The organism is Eggerthella sp. BIOML-A4, assembly GCF_009875575.1.
GTDB lineage: Bacteria > Actinomycetota > Coriobacteriia > Coriobacteriales > Eggerthellaceae > Eggerthella > Eggerthella lenta.
The window spans coordinates 108,636-123,560 of sequence record NZ_WWRX01000006.1; the positions used below are offsets into that span (position 1 = coordinate 108,636).

Here is a 14,925-nt window from a genome sequence, read left to right on the forward strand (position 1 = left end):
TCGTCCCCCTTCCTACAGCACGCCGAACAGGTTGTCGGCCACGCCCGCGAAGCACATGAAGCTCAAGGACACCAGGGCCGCGGAGATCAACGTGATGGGCATGCCCTTGAACGCCTTGGGCGGCTCGGCCTCGTCCACGCGCCGGCGCACGCCGCTGAACAGCACCATCGCCAGCAGGAAGCCCAGACCGGCGCCCAGCGCGGCCACGAGCGCTTCCGGATAGTTGTAGCCTTCGTCCACGGCGAGGATGGTCACGCCCAGCACCGCGCAGTTCGTGGTGATCAGCGGCAGGTACACGCCCAGCGCCTCGTGCAGCGCGGGAAGAAAGTAGCGGATGACGATTTCCAGCATTTGCACGAGCACGGCGATGACCAGGATGAACGCGATAGTTTGAAGGTAGCCCAGCCCCAGCGCGTTCAGCAGCTGCTGCAAGGGCCACGTGACGGCGGTGGCAAGCACCATGACCACGGTCACCGCGCAGCCCATGCCCGCGGCCGAGTCAAGCTTTTTCGACACGCCGAGGAACGGGCAGATGCCCAGGAACTTCACCAGCACGTAGTTGTTGACCAGGATCATGCTGAATAGGATTGCGGCGTACTCGGCCATTATGCCTCACGCTCCTTCAGGTCGCACATCTGACACGACGCGCACACGTCTTCCTGCGATGCGATGGCCTCGTCTTCCGGCTCTCCCGCGCGCCGCTTGCGGCGCATCTCGAAGACCACCGAGATGGCGATCAGCACGCCCAGCACGGCGAAGCCGCCCGGGGGCATGATGAACACGGTCATGGGCTCGACGATGCCGAGGAGGATAGGGAAGCCCAGCAGGGTGCCCGCGCCCAAGAGCTCGCGGATGGCCGACATGAGGACGAGCGTGAGGGTGAAGCCCGCGCCCATGCCGAGGCCGTCGAGCGCCGCGTCCTTCACCGGGTGCTTCGAGGCGAACACCTCGGCGCGGCCCAGCACGATGCAGTTCACCACGATAAGCGGCAGGTAGATGCCCAGCGCCTGATTGAGGTCGGGCAGGTACGCCTCGACGACCATCATGACGATGGTCACGAACCCGGCGATGACCGTGATGAAGGCGGGCAGGCGCATGGTGGTGGGAATGATGTTGCGCAGAAGCGACACCACGATGCCGGAGCAGACGAGCACGAACGTGGTGGCCACGCCCATGCCGATGCCGTTCGTGACGGCCGTGGTTACGGCGAGGGTGGGGCACAGGCCCAGCATCTGGCGCAGCGTGGGGTTCTCGATGAGCAGGCCCTTGCTGAATACGGAAAGCGCCGAGGGCTTTTGGTCGATGGCTGCCATTATGCTGCTCCCTTCTCCGTCGAGGTTGCGGCGGCGGCAGGCGCCTCGCCGGCAGCGGATCGATAGGCTTCGATGGCCTCGTTCACGGCGGCCAAGGCTGCTTTGGACGAGATGGTGGCGCCCGTGACGGCATCGATGTCGTCGATGGTCAGGGGCTCGGCGGCGCGGCCGAGGAACTGGTCGGTGAAATCGGGCAGCTGCACCTTCGTGCCCAGTCCGGGCGTCTCGGTGTTGTCCATGCCGATGACGTTCGTGATGGTGCCCTCGTCGTCGAAGGCCACGGCCATGGGAACCTGGCTGGAGTATCCCTTCGACTGCGCGATGACGGCGTAGCCCAAATCGTCGTCGGCTTCCATGAGCGCGGTCACGCCGGGCACGTCGCAGGACAGCGCCTCGAAGTCGGTCGCCTCGGGGATGAGCGCGTTGTAGGTCGCCCAGGCGCGCGCCTCGCGGTTCGCCGTGATGGTGGGCAACGTGAGGTTGTCGACCGAGCCCAGCAGGAATCCTACGATGGCGCAGATCAGCACGAGGACGACGGCTGGCTTCACCAGGCTGTTCCAGAGGGTTGGAGCGGGCGCGGCGGGAGTGTCGGGTGCGTTCGCCATCATTCGCCTCCTTCTTTCTTCGCGCGGGCAAAGCGGCGCTTCTTCTCGCCGCCCAACGGCGTGGTTGCCGTGAGCGAGTCGATGTACGGCACCACGAGGTTCATGAGCAGGATGGAGTACGCCGCGCCCTCGTTCATGTTCCCCCAGAAGCGGATGAGGCACGTGATAAGCCCAAGGCCCACGGCGAAGATCACCTGGCCTTTGAACGTGGTGGGCGAGGTCGTGTAGTCGGTCGCCATGAATACGGCGCACAGCAGCAGTCCGCCTGAGAACACCTGGGTGGCCACGTCGTGGCCGGTGAGCAGGCTGCACACGATGACGGTGCCCACGTACACGCCCGGGATGGTGAACGTGACGGTGCGCGTGACCAGAAGCCAGGCGAAGCCCAGCAGGATGGCGATGCCGCACGTCTCGCCCAGCACGCCGGGGTGCACGCCGAACAGGAGGTCCATGAACGGCAGCTGCGCGGCGCCCGGGGCCAGCGGCGTGGCGGAGCTCACGGCATCGACGCCGGTTGCGCCGGGGAGGAAACCCTGGGGCGCGGCGTAGTTCGTCATGGCCGCGGTGAACGACACCGACAGCACGATGCGGGCCACGATGGCCGGGTTCGCGAAGTTGCGCCCGATGCCGCCGAACAGTTCCTTCACCACGACGATGGCCACGAACGAGCCGATCACCGCCATGTACAGCGGGATGGTGGAGGGTAGGTTGAAGGCCAGCAGCAAGCCCGTGACCACGGCGGACAGGTCGCCTGCCGTCTGGGGGGTCTTGCGCAGCAGGCACCATAGGTACTCGAACAGCACGCAGGCCGCCGTGGTCACGGCGGTAACCAGCAGCGCCCGCCAGCCGAATATCACGAACGAGGCGATCAGCGTGGGCACGAGCGCTATCACCACGTTCAGCATGACCTTCTGCGTGGTGATGCCGTCGAACACGTGCGGCGGCGTCGAGAGGACAAGCGGTCGTTTCGTCGTATGTTTCATCTAGCCCCTCCTTGCCATCTCGGCGCGCATGAAGTCGCGCGCAAGTTTGCTTGTCTGGGCGAGCGGCTGTTTGGCTGGACAGACGAACGAGCAGGTGCCGCAGCCCATGCACAGATCCGCCATGAGGTCGTCGAGCTTCTTCGCGTCCTGGACCGTGTACGCCTTCTTGATAGCGATGGGCGACAGCTGCATGGGACACGAGTTCGTGCAGCGACCGCAGCGGATGCATGCGGTGGTGGCGGGCTGTTCCATGGCGTCTTTGCTGAACACGAGCACGCCGTTGTTCTGGCGGATGACCGGATAGTCCATGTCGATCTGGGCGTTGCCCATCATGGGGCCTCCCAGCACCACCTTGTGCGGCTCCTTCGTCAGCCCGGCGAATTCCATGACGTCGCGCAGGCGCGTGCCGATGATGATGTTCGCGTTGCAAGGGCGGGCGATGGCGTCGCCTGAAACGGTGAAGCGTCTTTTGACGAGGGGCATCCCTGTTTTCAGGAAGCGTCCGATGGAGGCCATGGTGGTCACGTTGTTCAACATGACGCCCACGTCGGTCTGGCGCTTTCCGCGCGGGACGACGCGTCCCGTGGCATTGTGCACGAGCACGTTCTCGGCTCCCTGCGGGTAGCGGCTGGGCAGCGACTTCACCTGGATGGACGAATCGTCCTTCGTGAGCTCGCGCATGATCTCGATGGCCTTGGGCTTGTTGCTCTCGATGCAGATCATCGCGTTCGGAATGCCGAGGTGCCTGCATGTCTCGCGAATGCCGAACAGCACGTCGTCGGGGCTCTCCATCATCTCGCGGTAGTCGGTGGACAGGTACGGCTCGCATTCCGTGGCGTTCACCACGTAGAGGTCGATCTCCTCGAGGTTGGGCGGCGCCAGCTTGATATCGGTGGGGAAGCCCGCGCCGCCCAGGCCCACCAGACCGCTTTTCTTTATTGCCGCGAGGAACGACGCCTGGTCGGTCACCTCGGGGGGTGCCACCGTGTCCGCGACGGTCTGGGCGCCGTCGGATTCGATGATCACCGTCGTGTCGGTTTTGCCGGTCGAATAGAAGACGGGCTGTATGGCCTTCACGGTGCCCGACACGCCGCTGAAGATGTCGGCGGACAGACCCCGCGGCGCGTGCCCGACGAGGCTGCCCACGTCCACGTGGTCCCCTTTCTTCACGACGGGTTCGCACAGCGCTCCGATATGCTGCTGCATGGGCAGCACGATTTCGCTTGGGACGGGCATGTCGATGGTTTCCAGTTCCGCCGTGTCCTTGCGATGGGGCACGACGGCGCCTCGCGTGCGTCGGAATCGCGACAATAGGGCGGTGGCGTTCATGGGCGTTCACTCCCCTCGAAGGGCGTTGGCTGGCGCGGTTGGCCGGTGCGCGGATAGGACTGAGCCTCACCTGGCCGTTTGCGGGCAAGGCGAAGCGCTCAACTCGTTGCGTTATGAGATGCTGGTCATCCTACGTGAGCCGCACGTCCGATTCCAGGAATCGTCGGTGAAGGGAAACCACGTCGCTCGCCAAAGGCGCGTGCGCCGATTCTCGCGTGCGCAATTCGCCGGTGGACGGTGCCGCTCACGATGGCGCGGCATGCGTCCGGGGATCGATGCCTTCCATGCTGCGCCGGTCGCCCGCCCCTCTTTGGCCGCTCTCTCTAAAAATAGAGAACATAAGTTCTTAAATTCTAGATCAAAGCATGCTGAGTGTGATATACTGCGTCTATTCGACCCTGAAGCTAGGAGGATGCCCATGGCGGCTTGGCACGAGCTGTTTCCCCTCGATCGCGAGCCGACGATGGAAGACATCGCCGGCTATATCGACCATCCCCTGTGGGACGCGTTCACCGCGTTCATCGATGAAAGCTACGGCGCGAAACCGCGCATCGAGTACAGCCGGTGCGGCGGCGCTCCGGGTTGGAACGTGAAGTACAAGGCGCGCGGCCGCGCGCTGTGCACGGTATATCCGCGCGACGGTTTCTTCATCTGCATGGTGTCGGTGGGCTCGAAGGAGAAGGATGAGGCCGAGGCGCTGCTCGCGACGGCCGACCCGTACGTGCGCGCCCTGTACGAGCGCTCGGCCGACAGCAGCATGGGCCGCTGGCTCATGATGGAAGTAACGAGCGAGGACATATTGCGCGACGCCGAGGCGCTCATGCTCTTGCGCGCCGCCCCGAAAGGAGCGCGCTCATGATGCGAGACCCCGAACAGACCATCGGCAACCTCATCGACCGCCGGAACACCTCGTTCGTCGGCTCGGTGGACGAGGACGGCTACCCCGAGGTCAAGGCCATGCTGCCGCCGCGCAAGCGCGAGGGCATCCGCACGTTCTACTTCACGTCGAACACCTCGTCCATGCGGGCCGCGCATTACCGCGCTCATCCGCAGGCGTGCATCTACTTCGTCGACCGGCGGTTCTTCCGCGGCGTCATGCTCAAGGGCACGATGGAAGTGCTCGAAGACGCGTGGGCCAAGGAGCTGATATGGCTCGACGGCGACGAAACGTACTATCCGCTGGGGGTGACCGATCCCGACTACTGCGTGCTGCGCTTCACGGCCGAGCGAGGCCGCTACTACCAGAACTTCAGCTCCGAGGATTTCGCCGTGCCGGCCGTTTGACCCACCAGGCGGCCGCGATGCTGAACAGCAGCGTCTGCGCGAGTATCTCCAACATGCCGCCGACGCTCGCGTTCAGCGGCTCGCCTGCGCGGTATCAGCGGCGGTTCTGCTCGCGGTAGCGCGCGAGCGCCTCGTCGTAGCCGCCGGCGGTCTTCTTGTAGTACACGGTGTAGCCTGCGGTCATGCCCGCGAGGATGAACAGGTAGATCACGACGAAGCTCGCCCACGCCCCGGGATCCTCTGCTGGGAGCCACTGGCCCAACCACGCGCACAGCGCGAGCACCGGCAGCAGGCACGCGCCGAAGCCCGCGATGCGCGCCGGGTAGGGAAGCTTCTTGATCAGCGCGCCCGTGAACCAGATCGCTTGGAGTGCCGCCATGCCGAAGGCGGCGCCGTACAGGCTTGCCGTGAGGTTGAGGCCGTAGCTGGGCCCGGCGAACAGGTAGCCCATGGCGAGGAACCAGGCCATCATCACGGTGAAGACGATGCAGACGGCGGTTGCGGTTTGTGCGATGATCTTTTTCATGAGGTGCTCCTTTGCATGGAGAATTGAGTTGCGGAAGGGTTGCGATGCGGCAGCGGGGCGGATCGGCTCACAGCCCCAGCTTGCGCTTGATGGCGGGCGCGTACTGGCGCGAGACCATCACCGATTCTCCGTTGTCCAGCAGCAGCTGCAGTCGCGCGTTGATGGCCGGGCGGATGGCAACCACGTGGTCGAAGTTCGCCAGCAGCTGCTTGGATGCGCGTACGAATTCGGTGCCGGCCAGCTTGTCCTCCAGCTCATACAGCCGAAGCGGCGTGCGGTACACCGCGTCCTCGGTGTAGAGGAACGTGCGTCCGTCGACCGTCTCGACATAGCATATCCCGTCGATGTCGAGGCGGTACGTGGCTCCGTCGCGCTCGCCGGTCAGCTTGCGCTCGAAAGCGTTCAGCCCGGCGACGATGCGTTGCACGCGCTCGTCGATGCGCGGGCACGATACGGCCACTTCGATATCGGCGAGCCGAGGGTCCTCGGTGATGGTGACGTTCATGGGCGTGCCTTCCCTTGGTGAGCGGGTGGTTGGCCAACGTCGTCAGTATGCCGAATGCGTTCGGTGCGCACAAGGCGACAGCGACCGAGTTGCATTCCGACGCGCTCCAGTTGCACCGGCGCGCGCTCTCTTGGTATGATGCCCGTGCGAAGGTGAAAACACGGTCCGGTCGGTAGTCCGGACGCGAACCCTATGCCGCGCTCGACGCGTCAACGGCTTCGTCAGTAACCTGCCTCCTTGGTTGTCCGTCCTTCGCGCAGCAACCACATACAAGGAGGAGCAACCATGCAGGTCACCACTTCGATCACGCTGACCGTGCTTCATGACGGTCAATTCTGGATCGGCATATTCGAGCATGCGGACGAAGGCCGCTACGGCGCATGCCGCGTCGTGTTCGGCGCCGCCGAACCCACCGATGTAGAGCTGGTAGCGTTTATCGTGCGGCGATGGACGACGCTTGCATTCGATATGGCGGCCGATCCGTCTGCGACAGCGGATGCCGTGCTCTCCCATGCGAACCCGAAGCGTCGTCAGCGCGAGGCGCGCAAGCTCGTGGAGCGAGCCGGCGTCGGCACGAAAGCCCAGCAGGCCATGAGCATCAGTTACGAGGCGCGCAAAATCGAATCCAGAGCCTTGGCCCGCGAGGCTCGCCAAGCGCAAGCCGAGCGTCGATTCGCTCTCAGGCGGCAGAAACGAAAGCAGAAGCATCGCGGAAGGTAGAGGCCCGGAATCCTCATTCTCCCTTGATGCTCTGCGTGGCGTGCCGCTTCCCGCGCTGCGACGCGAGAGGTCATGCGAAGGGACGCGCGCTGGCGGTCGTTTTGCGTCCTTACCCGTATATATCAGGGGAAATATCTTTCATGCACGGTATACTCAAAGCAAACGCCCCAAGAGGGCGCGGCAAAAAGGAGGATGACATGCAGCCACCCTCGACACTGCTTCTCTCCACCGGGGAGTTTGCTCGGATGTGCAACGTCAGCAAGGAACTGCTCATCCATTACGACAAGGTCGGTTTGTTGAAGCCGAAGGTAATCGGCAAGAACGGTTACCGCTACTATTCGCTCAAGCAGCTGTACCTTATGGACGCCATTCGGTTCTTCCTCGATACGGGCATGTCCATGAAAGAGGTGAAGACCTATCTCGATAACCGTACCACCGACCTCTTCCTCGAGGCCACGCAGGCGGGCATCGAGAAGATGAAGAAGCAGCGCGATGTGTTGGACGCGCGCATTGGGATGATCGAGAAGATGCGCTACATCACCCAGCGCGCTTTGCTGTTCCCGAAGGATAAGCCGAGACTGTCGTTCTGGGATGAAACGTGGCTCATCACGACCGACGTAAAGCCTGAGCGCACGCAGCAGGCGTTCGCCCAGGCCGTGAGCGAGCATGCCGAGTTTTGCAAATCGTCTGCCGGCGTGACGAAGTTTCCCCTGGGTCGTATCGTGCACTTTCCTTGTTCCGATCACCCTGAAGACTTCGTCTACACGAAGCTCATCACCTGGATCTCGCCCCCTTCCCACCCCGCGCTTCTGGAGGGTCGTCTGGCGTGCAAACCGCGGGGCAATTACGCGGTCATTCTTCATAGGGGCGGCACGAGCACGGTTGCGCGATCCTATGCCAAGCTGCTTGACTACGTCAAAGAAGAGGGTCTCGATCTCGTGGGGCCGGTGTACGAGTTCGATATGAACTCGTATCTCATGTCCGACTCTGCGGACGACTACCTGTTGCATATCTCGGTGCTTGTCGATATGTAAGCCGCCCGACGCGAAACCGCCCGCGATCCGTTCGACGGATCGCGGGCGGTTCTTCGTGCGCGAGCGGGCCTTCTAGGCGCTCATGCGCTTCGTCTCTTGGATGAGCTCGTGCACCACGGAAGGCTCGGACAACGTGGAGATGTCGCACAGATCCTCCGTCTCCTGCGCGGCGATTTTACGCAGGATGCGTCTCATGATTTTACCGCTGCGCGTTTTCGGCAGCGCGTTGGCGAAATGGATGACATCGGGCGTGGCGATGGGCCCGATGCTCTCCCGTACGTGCACGAACAGGCGGTCGCGCAGGTCGGCGTCGATGACCGTTCCCTCTTTGACGGTGATGTAGGCATAGATGCCCTCGCCCTTCACCGAATGCGGGTACCCTACGACGGCTGCTTCTGCGACCTGCGAGTACGAGACGAGCGCGCTTTCAACTTCGGCCGTGCCGATGCGGTGGCCCGACACGTTCATCACGTCGTCGATGCGACCCGTGATCCAGAAGTAGCCATCCTCGTCTCGATAGGCGCCATCGCCCGTGAGGTAGTAGCCGGGGGTGGGGAAGTACACGTCTTTGTGAGCCTTCGCGTTGCCGTACACGCCCAGCATCATGCCCGGCCATGGCCTCGTCAGCACGAGACTGCCGCGCTCGCCGGCATCGGCCTCGGCTCCGTCCGCTCCGATGACCCTCGGTTCTATGCCGAAGAACGGTAGCGCCGCCGATCCTGGCTTCATGTCCACTGCGCCGGGTATCGAGGTGATCATGATGCCGCCCGTCTCGGTTTGCCACCACGTGTCGACGATGGGGCACATGCCGTGACCGACGGTGGAGTAGTACCACATCCAAGCCTTCGAGGTGATGGGCTCGCCTACCGAGCCGAGCAGCCGCAAGGTCGAGATGTCGTGCTCGTTCACCCAGCGGTCGCCGTCTTTCATCATGGAGCGCACTGCGGTCGGGGCCGTGTACAGGATGTTGACGCCGAACTTCTCAACGATCTCCCAGAAACGGTCGGGCTTGGGGAAGTTGGGCACGCCTTCGAACATGAGCGACGTCGTTCCGTTCGACAACGGCCCGTACACGAGGTAGGAATGACCGGTGATCCAGCCGGCGTCGGCCGTGCACCAGAAAATGTCATGCTCTTTGAGGTCGAACACGTACTTCGAGGTGAGGGTGGCGTAAAGCAGATAGCCGCCGGTGCCATGCAGGATGCCCTTCGGTTTCGCCGTGCTGCCGCTCGTGTAGAGGATGAACAGGGGATCGTTCGCTCCCATCCGCTCCGGCTCGCATTGGGGCGCCTCGGGAGCAAGCACGTCGTCCCACCAGAAATCGCGCCCCGCCTTCATGGCCGTGCGTTTCTCGATGCGGCGTACGACGACGCAGCTCTCGACCTGGGGGCACATGTCAAGGGCTTTATCGCAGATTTCCTTGAGTCTCAGGATCTTGCCCGAACGGTATCCGTAGTTTGACGTGATGACCACCGTGGCACCCGAGTCGACGATGCGATCCTTCAGCGATTCGGCGCTCAGGCCGCTGAACACCACGCAGTGGATAGCGCCGATGCGAGCGCACGCCAGCATGCTGATCGCGAGTTGGGGGACCATGGGCATGTACAGCACCACGCGATCGCCCTTTCGCACGCCGAGGCGGCGGAGCATGTTCGCCGCCTTGCACACCTCGCGATGCAGACGCTGGTAAGTGTAGACGTCCACCTCTTCGGTGGGCTCGCCCTGCCAGATGAGCGCGGCTTTGTTCCTGCGCGGCCCGTTCAGGTGGCGATCGATGCAGTTGCAAGATGCGTTAAGCTCCCCGCCGCGGAAGTAGCGCACGAACGGCTCATCCGAGTCGAAATCGTATTCCTCGACGGCGTCCCACGGTTTGAACCAGTCAAGGTGCTCGGTGGCCATATCGGCCCAAAAAGCCTCAGGATCGGCGATGGAGCGGCTGTACATGGCGTCGTAGTCCTGTCGGCTTTTGATGAGGGCGTTGTAGCTGAATTCGGGCGAGGGCTCGATGGACGTTTCGTTTTGGAGCATTTGTCTGATGAAGGCGTTGCGGGTGTTGCGGTTCATTGAGGACTCCCTTCTGCGCGGACGCGAGAAATCGAAAAGGATCAGGCCACCATCGGGTAGTGGTCGGGGGCGCAGGCGCCGATGCTCGACAGCAGGTCGGGACGGCGATGCGCGAGGTGGGCGCAAGCGTCTTCGAGCAATACGGTCTCATGGATGCTCGTGCAGGAGTACAGAGCCTCGCACAGCGCGCCTACCGAGGTGACGTCGCAGTGGGAAGGCCAATCGTAATCGCTCATGTCCATGAGCGCGACTGCGAAGGCGATGAGGCTCTTCTCGCTCAAACAGGCGACGAGGCGCTGCGCGCCGCGAACGTCGAGGGGCGTGCGATCGCATAGCTCGTCGATGCGGTGCAGCGCGTTTCTCCTGACGAAGCTGGGACCGTTGCCGGCGGCGATGGCAAGCAGGAGGTCGATGTCGTCGATGGAAGATACGGCTACGATCTTGGCTACGCGGCTCACGTCGACGTTCGAGAGAAAGGCCATAAGCTCGGGGTCGCGCATCTCGCTCAGCGCCGTGCGCAGAGCCTCGCCGCGGAGTTTCCCGATGGAAACGGCCTTCCGGGCGCTGACTGCGTCGAGCAGTTCGTTCGAGGTCCAGAGTTTCCGTACGCTCATCTCTTTGTTCGCTACCTTCATTGTCGTCCTCCTCTTCGTTCGATGGGAATGGGGATCGGATTCGCGCGGTGACGTACGGCCATCATGGGGGCTGTAACGATTACAGGGTCAACGAGCGCACGGCGACTATGCCCGCGATTGGCGGGTTCTCGGCTGCGAACGGCGATTTACATGCTTAGAACAGGCTCGTCTGCGCTCCCATAGGTTGGGAGGGCTTGTAGGCGGCGATGATGTCGGACATGCGCCAAAGCAGGCCGTGCTGCTTGCACAGCGAGCGGAAGAGGGCGCGGTTCTCGGTTGCGCGGGGGCTGTTGCAGAAGTATCGGTCGCCGAATGCCGCGCGATAGCGCTCGGGCAGCGTGGGATCCACGGCTGCGATGCGGTCGAGGAAGTGGTCGCGCTGGCGGTCGCGCATGGTGACGCCCGTCATATGGTAGACGAACCGCGCGCCAGCCGCTGCCGCGCCTTCCACCACGCCGCGCACCGTGGCATCGTCGTCCGTCACAAACGGCAGCGTCGGCGTGAATAGCACGCCGCAGAACACCCCGGCGTCCGCCAGCTCGGCCAGCGCGGCGAAGCGCTCGCTAGGCGAGGGCGCGTGCGGTTCGATGATGCGCGCCAGCTGGTCGTCGGCCGTGGTGACGGTGATCTTCGCGATGGCCCCGCCCGCCGCTCCGATGGCGCTCAGCACGTCGATGTCGCGCGTGATAAGCGCGCTCTTCGTGTCCACCGACACGCCGAAGCCGAATTCCTCGATCAGCTCCAACGCACCGCGCGTCACGCGCAGAGTGCGCTCGAACGGGTTGTACGTGTCGGACATGGCGCCGACGCCCACGATGCCTCGCACGCGGCGGCTGCGCAGTTCGCGCCGCAGGATGGCCAATGCGTCGAACTTGACGCTCACCTGGTCGAAGTCGTCGATGCGGTAGCATTCGCTTCTGCTGTCGCAGTAGATGCAGCCGTGGCAGCAGCCGCGGTACAGGTTCATGTTGTAGTCGATGCCGAACCATTCGTTGCCGCCCGCGCGCACTTTCTGGAGGATCGAGCGCGCGCGGACGACGGGGCAGGGCGCGGCGGCAGAGGCCGCGTCGCTCATGCGGACGCGGGCTTCACGGGATGGCGGATCACCGTCTTGAGGTTCTCCGGCTTGGTGCGGCGCGGATCGCCCAGGTAGATCTCGTGGTGCAGGCGCACTGCGGGCACGCCTCCGTGCGCATCGAGCGCGTCCAGCATGGCCTCGCTGCTCGCTGGGTTCGCGATGTCGTCGACCATCCTGGACGCGGCGACGAACTCCTCCATCTGCGCGATGGTGGCGGGCTCGTCGTCGTACGGTCCCTTGTGCATGATCTGCGCGCACGGTCCTTCGGCGAACCGCACGAGGCGGGCTCGCCGCAGATCGAGCTCGGGCTTCTTCGCCGCGACCTGCTCGGCGGCCCAGGCGAACACTTCGGGCGTGACGAAGTCGGGCTGGCGGATGAGCGAGATCCAAGAGAGCGCGTCCTTGTCCAAAATGCGCTGCCCGTCGAACGCTTCGTCGCTTGTCCACCACAGGCCTTCAAGCGGAGGCACCGTGTAGTCGAAGTAGCCGTCGGGCTGCCAGGCGCCCATCTTCGACATCTTGATGGTGTACGAGAAGGCGTACAGCAGGCCCATCGCACCGGCGTACGAGCCGTTTTCCTCGTTCGGGTTGCCCGTGCCGGCCACCGCGATGAAGCTCATGGGCGGCACGTCGATGAGCTCGGGCTTGGTCTTCGGCAGGTAGAGGTCCTTGTACTCTTTCTTGAAATCGAACGCCATGCTTCCTCCTTCAGTTCCCGTCGGCTTACTCGGCGATCTCGCGCTGCAGCTTCTTCGTGAGCTTGCCGAGCACGAGGCTGTACGAGTGATCGCACAGGTCGCGTAGCAGCTCGTCGGGCACATCGCCGATCCAGTCGTGTCCCATCGGGGCTCCTCGTCGGTTTAAGGTCTCGAGCCAGTATGACAGGTGCGGCGGTCCCGCGCACGCGAGACCGCCTCCGCGACGGGCGCGTTTACCTGAGCGCTACGAACACGTCGATGTCGGCGCAGGACATGTCCTCGCCGGGCAGGTACGCCTCGAAGTCCACGGTGAACGCGCGCTGCGCCCCCAGCTCCTCGTCGGCCCAGATCTCCTCCCAGGCTTTCTGGACGCTGGTCACGCAGTCGCCGCCGCGGATAGCGATCTTCGCGTAGCGGCCTGCGGCGATGGTCTGCGCCTCCATGCCCTCGGGCGCCTCGGCGGGCGTCTCGCAGCCCACGAGCAGCTCGTAGCTCATGTCGCTCATGTCGTAGCCGTAGTACAGCGCGAAGCAGCCGTAGGGCACGACGCGCACCTCGGAGATGGTACGATCAAGGCCCTCGCCCATGAAGCGCTGCCACAGCTGGCCGATGACGGTCGTTTCCTCGGGCGAGTTGTTGGACGTGCGGACGGTGGGACCGACGATGGTGCGTGCGGGAAGCTCGACGATTTCGTAGTGCATGGTTTCGTGTCCTTTCGTTGGATATGCTGACTAGGACACGATACCGAACAGAACCGGACAGGGCATGTCCGGTTTTACGAGAAAGATGCCGTGCGCGCTCGTCGGGTAGGAGCGTTGCCAAACCGGGCGTTTTCTGCCATCTTGTCGCAAGCCTATGACCAGGTGAAACAGTATGTTTCTCCTGGTCAGAAGCGTGGTAAAAAACGACCGTATTGGTAATGTGGCTGCCCCGACTGCCCCTCGCGGCGCGGTTCGCGTTGCAAGTTGATGGCGTTTTCCGAGGCGGCGCCCACTTGTGCTATCCTGTTCCGCTGCGAAGCAACCGATCGAGCGAAATGCGGGCCCATGGAATTCAGAACGCTGCACTTGGAAGATAAAGCCGCCGTCAACGACGTGCTCCTGCCCCTCGGCCGCAACGATTCCGCGCTCGGGTTCGCCAACCTCTACTCGCTTACCGAGAAGTACGGAACGCAGATCGCGCTCGAGGACGGCGTGCTCTACGTGCGCCAGCTCGATCGCATCCCCGGCGCCGTCGCGTACTATCCGCCGCTGGGCACGCTCGACATCGCCGACGACGTGCGCACGCTCGTGCGCGAGGCGCAGGACGAGGGCCGCACGCCGCGCCTCGTCGGCCTGTCGCTCGAGGAGAAGGACCGCCTCGAGGCCGACCTGCCGGGTGCCTTCGAATTCTCTTCCGACCGCAACTTCGCCGACTACCTCTACCTTACGAAGACTATCGCGGCTTACGAGGGCCCGGGCCTGGCGAAGAAGCGCCGAGAGACGAACAAGTTCTTCCAGCTGTACGGCAGCGAGGCGTCCTTCGAGCCCATCGCCCTCGACCATATGGACGAGCTGCGCGCCTACCAGCAGGTTTGGTTCGAGACGAGCCGCCGTCGCGGCACCGACGAGCACCCCCTCGAGCTGGAGCATCGGAAGATCCTGCTCGATATGAACCACTTCGAGGAGCTCGACCTCGAAGGCATCCTCTTGCGCATCGGCGGCACCGTCGAAGGCTACGCATACGGCAGCGTGCTGCCCGGCGGCGCGTTCGACGTTATGGTGCTCAAGGGCAACCTCGACTTCCGTTTCGTATGGCGCGCCCTTCTGCGCGAGCTCGCGCGCTACTGCGTCGACAAGGCGACCTACCTCAACCTGGAAGAGGATCTCGGCCTGCCCGGCCTGCGCGAGAACAAGCTGAGCTACCAGCCCTGCGCCCTCATGGAAAAGTACCAAGGCCGCTTGCTCTAGCGCTGCCACAGCAGAAGAATTGCGCAAGGTCGGTGAATCGTCGCGCGACCGTCGAGTCGCCGTGAGGGCGTCGTCGCCCGATGCTGATTCCTCGCCGGCTTTTCGGACGGGCTCGTTGTCGGAACTTTTTCGTCGAGGCAGTTCGCTAGAGGGGGAGGAGGGATATTCCGCCTGACGTCGCATGGCGTCCCTAAAGTCGAGG

At 63.7% G+C, this 14,925-nt stretch carries 17 protein-coding genes; 5 read left to right on the top strand and 12 right to left on the bottom strand.

The window, feature by feature from the left end; translation table 11 throughout:
• Window positions 1–12: 12 nt before the first annotated feature.
• The 5 genes from GT613_RS07200 to rsxC are packed head-to-tail and all read right to left on the bottom strand — an operon-like array spanning window position 13 to window position 4,179.
• On the bottom strand, window positions 13–606 hold the full coding sequence (locus tag GT613_RS07200) for an electron transport complex protein RnfA (RefSeq protein ID WP_009306469.1): 594 nt from the start codon (window positions 604–606) through the stop codon (window positions 13–15).
• Window positions 606–1,313, bottom strand: coding sequence for an electron transport complex subunit RsxE (gene rsxE / locus GT613_RS07205; protein WP_009306468.1), 708 nt, complete (start codon window positions 1,311–1,313; stop codon window positions 606–608). The genes GT613_RS07200 and rsxE overlap by 1 nt, the downstream gene beginning before the upstream one ends.
• Window positions 1,313–1,921, bottom strand: a complete 609-nt coding sequence (locus GT613_RS07210) for an FMN-binding protein (protein ID WP_240129787.1) — start codon at window positions 1,919–1,921, stop codon at window positions 1,313–1,315. Before GT613_RS07210 ends, rsxE begins: the two co-directional genes overlap by 1 nt.
• A complete protein-coding gene (locus GT613_RS07215; protein WP_161170874.1) occupies window positions 1,918–2,901 on the bottom strand; it encodes an RnfABCDGE type electron transport complex subunit D in 984 nt (327 codons plus the stop codon). Before GT613_RS07215 ends, GT613_RS07210 begins: the two co-directional genes overlap by 4 nt.
• Window positions 2,902–4,179: an electron transport complex subunit RsxC gene (gene rsxC, locus GT613_RS07220; protein WP_233671048.1), complete on the bottom strand. Its 1,278-nt coding sequence runs from the start codon at window positions 4,177–4,179 to the stop codon at window positions 2,902–2,904. It lies immediately after the preceding gene.
• Window positions 4,180–4,648: 469 nt separating this feature from the next.
• Between rsxC and GT613_RS07225 the strand changes: the two genes are divergently transcribed.
• Window positions 4,649–5,089 (top strand): DUF3788 domain-containing protein, encoded by a 441-nt coding sequence (locus GT613_RS07225; RefSeq protein ID WP_009607899.1) that lies wholly within the window; start codon window positions 4,649–4,651, stop codon window positions 5,087–5,089.
• Complete coding sequence (locus tag GT613_RS07230) at window positions 5,086–5,514, top strand: pyridoxamine 5'-phosphate oxidase family protein (protein ID WP_009607861.1); 429 nt, start codon at window positions 5,086–5,088, stop codon at window positions 5,512–5,514. Before GT613_RS07225 ends, GT613_RS07230 begins: the two co-directional genes overlap by 4 nt.
• Window positions 5,515–5,608: 94 nt before the next feature.
• Here GT613_RS07230 and GT613_RS07235 read toward each other — a convergent pair whose 3' ends face one another.
• Both GT613_RS07235 and GT613_RS07240 read right to left on the bottom strand, forming a co-directional pair.
• Window positions 5,609–6,040: a hypothetical protein gene (locus tag GT613_RS07235; protein WP_009607911.1), complete on the bottom strand. Its 432-nt coding sequence runs from the start codon at window positions 6,038–6,040 to the stop codon at window positions 5,609–5,611.
• Window positions 6,041–6,107: 67 nt separating this feature from the next.
• Window positions 6,108–6,545, bottom strand: a complete 438-nt coding sequence (locus GT613_RS07240; RefSeq protein ID WP_009607806.1) for a LytTR family DNA-binding domain-containing protein — start codon at window positions 6,543–6,545, stop codon at window positions 6,108–6,110.
• A gap of 285 nt (window positions 6,546–6,830) precedes the next feature.
• Between GT613_RS07240 and GT613_RS07245 the strand changes: the two genes are divergently transcribed.
• Window positions 6,831–7,265, top strand: coding sequence for a YjdF family protein (locus GT613_RS07245; RefSeq protein ID WP_009607824.1), 435 nt, complete (start codon window positions 6,831–6,833; stop codon window positions 7,263–7,265).
• 197 nt (window positions 7,266–7,462) lie between these two features.
• Complete coding sequence (locus GT613_RS07250) at window positions 7,463–8,299, top strand: MerR family transcriptional regulator (protein ID WP_050784838.1); 837 nt, start codon at window positions 7,463–7,465, stop codon at window positions 8,297–8,299.
• Window positions 8,300–8,371: 72 nt separating this feature from the next.
• Here the strand turns inward: GT613_RS07250 and acs are convergent, their stop codons facing one another.
• From acs to GT613_RS07280, 5 genes are all read right to left on the bottom strand, one after another.
• Window positions 8,372–10,363 carry an acetate--CoA ligase gene (acs, locus tag GT613_RS07255; RefSeq protein WP_009607920.1) on the bottom strand — a complete coding sequence of 664 codons (1,992 nt, stop codon included), beginning with the start codon at window positions 10,361–10,363 and terminating at the stop codon, window positions 8,372–8,374.
• Between the two features lie 41 nt (window positions 10,364–10,404).
• Window positions 10,405–10,998, bottom strand: a complete 594-nt coding sequence (locus GT613_RS07260; RefSeq protein ID WP_009607837.1) for a hypothetical protein — start codon at window positions 10,996–10,998, stop codon at window positions 10,405–10,407.
• A 154-nt stretch (window positions 10,999–11,152) separates the two neighbouring features.
• Window positions 11,153–12,073: a radical SAM protein gene (locus tag GT613_RS07265; protein ID WP_009607828.1), complete on the bottom strand. Its 921-nt coding sequence runs from the start codon at window positions 12,071–12,073 to the stop codon at window positions 11,153–11,155.
• The gene (locus tag GT613_RS07270) at window positions 12,070–12,774 is read right to left on the bottom strand and encodes a GyrI-like domain-containing protein (protein WP_009607904.1); all 705 of its coding nucleotides are present in this window, start codon (window positions 12,772–12,774) and stop codon (window positions 12,070–12,072) included. The genes GT613_RS07265 and GT613_RS07270 overlap by 4 nt, the downstream gene beginning before the upstream one ends.
• A gap of 233 nt (window positions 12,775–13,007) precedes the next feature.
• Window positions 13,008–13,475: a GyrI-like domain-containing protein gene (locus GT613_RS07280; protein WP_009607894.1), complete on the bottom strand. Its 468-nt coding sequence runs from the start codon at window positions 13,473–13,475 to the stop codon at window positions 13,008–13,010.
• 345 nt (window positions 13,476–13,820) lie between these two features.
• On the opposite strand from GT613_RS07280, the gene GT613_RS07285 reads away from it, so the two are divergent.
• Window positions 13,821–14,723, top strand: a complete 903-nt coding sequence (locus GT613_RS07285; RefSeq protein ID WP_009607780.1) for a DUF2156 domain-containing protein — start codon at window positions 13,821–13,823, stop codon at window positions 14,721–14,723.
• Window positions 14,724–14,925: the final 202 nt, after the last annotated feature.

Bases quoted from the DNA above. Each gene is read 5' to 3' on its own strand.
- GT613_RS07200 (WP_009306469.1), bottom strand. From the start codon at position 606: ATGGCCGAGTACGCCGCAATCCTATTCAGCATGATCCTGGTCAACAAC.
- rsxE (WP_009306468.1), bottom strand. From the start codon at position 1,313: ATGGCAGCCATCGACCAAAAGCCCTCGGCGCTTTCCGTATTCAGCAAG.
- GT613_RS07210 (WP_240129787.1), bottom strand. From the start codon at position 1,921: ATGATGGCGAACGCACCCGACACTCCCGCCGCGCCCGCTCCAACCCTC.
- GT613_RS07215 (WP_161170874.1), bottom strand. From the start codon at position 2,901: ATGAAACATACGACGAAACGACCGCTTGTCCTCTCGACGCCGCCGCAC.
- GT613_RS07225 (WP_009607899.1), top strand. From the start codon at position 4,649: ATGGCGGCTTGGCACGAGCTGTTTCCCCTCGATCGCGAGCCGACGATG.
- GT613_RS07230 (WP_009607861.1), top strand. From the start codon at position 5,086: ATGATGCGAGACCCCGAACAGACCATCGGCAACCTCATCGACCGCCGG.
- GT613_RS07235 (WP_009607911.1), bottom strand. From the start codon at position 6,040: ATGAAAAAGATCATCGCACAAACCGCAACCGCCGTCTGCATCGTCTTC.
- GT613_RS07240 (WP_009607806.1), bottom strand. From the start codon at position 6,545: ATGAACGTCACCATCACCGAGGACCCTCGGCTCGCCGATATCGAAGTG.
- GT613_RS07245 (WP_009607824.1), top strand. From the start codon at position 6,831: ATGCAGGTCACCACTTCGATCACGCTGACCGTGCTTCATGACGGTCAA.
- GT613_RS07250 (WP_050784838.1), top strand. From the start codon at position 7,463: ATGCAGCCACCCTCGACACTGCTTCTCTCCACCGGGGAGTTTGCTCGG.
- acs (WP_009607920.1), bottom strand. From the start codon at position 10,363: ATGAACCGCAACACCCGCAACGCCTTCATCAGACAAATGCTCCAAAAC.
- GT613_RS07260 (WP_009607837.1), bottom strand. From the start codon at position 10,998: ATGAAGGTAGCGAACAAAGAGATGAGCGTACGGAAACTCTGGACCTCG.
- GT613_RS07265 (WP_009607828.1), bottom strand. From the start codon at position 12,073: ATGAGCGACGCGGCCTCTGCCGCCGCGCCCTGCCCCGTCGTCCGCGCG.
- GT613_RS07270 (WP_009607904.1), bottom strand. From the start codon at position 12,774: ATGGCGTTCGATTTCAAGAAAGAGTACAAGGACCTCTACCTGCCGAAG.
- GT613_RS07280 (WP_009607894.1), bottom strand. From the start codon at position 13,475: ATGCACTACGAAATCGTCGAGCTTCCCGCACGCACCATCGTCGGTCCC.
- GT613_RS07285 (WP_009607780.1), top strand. From the start codon at position 13,821: ATGGAATTCAGAACGCTGCACTTGGAAGATAAAGCCGCCGTCAACGAC.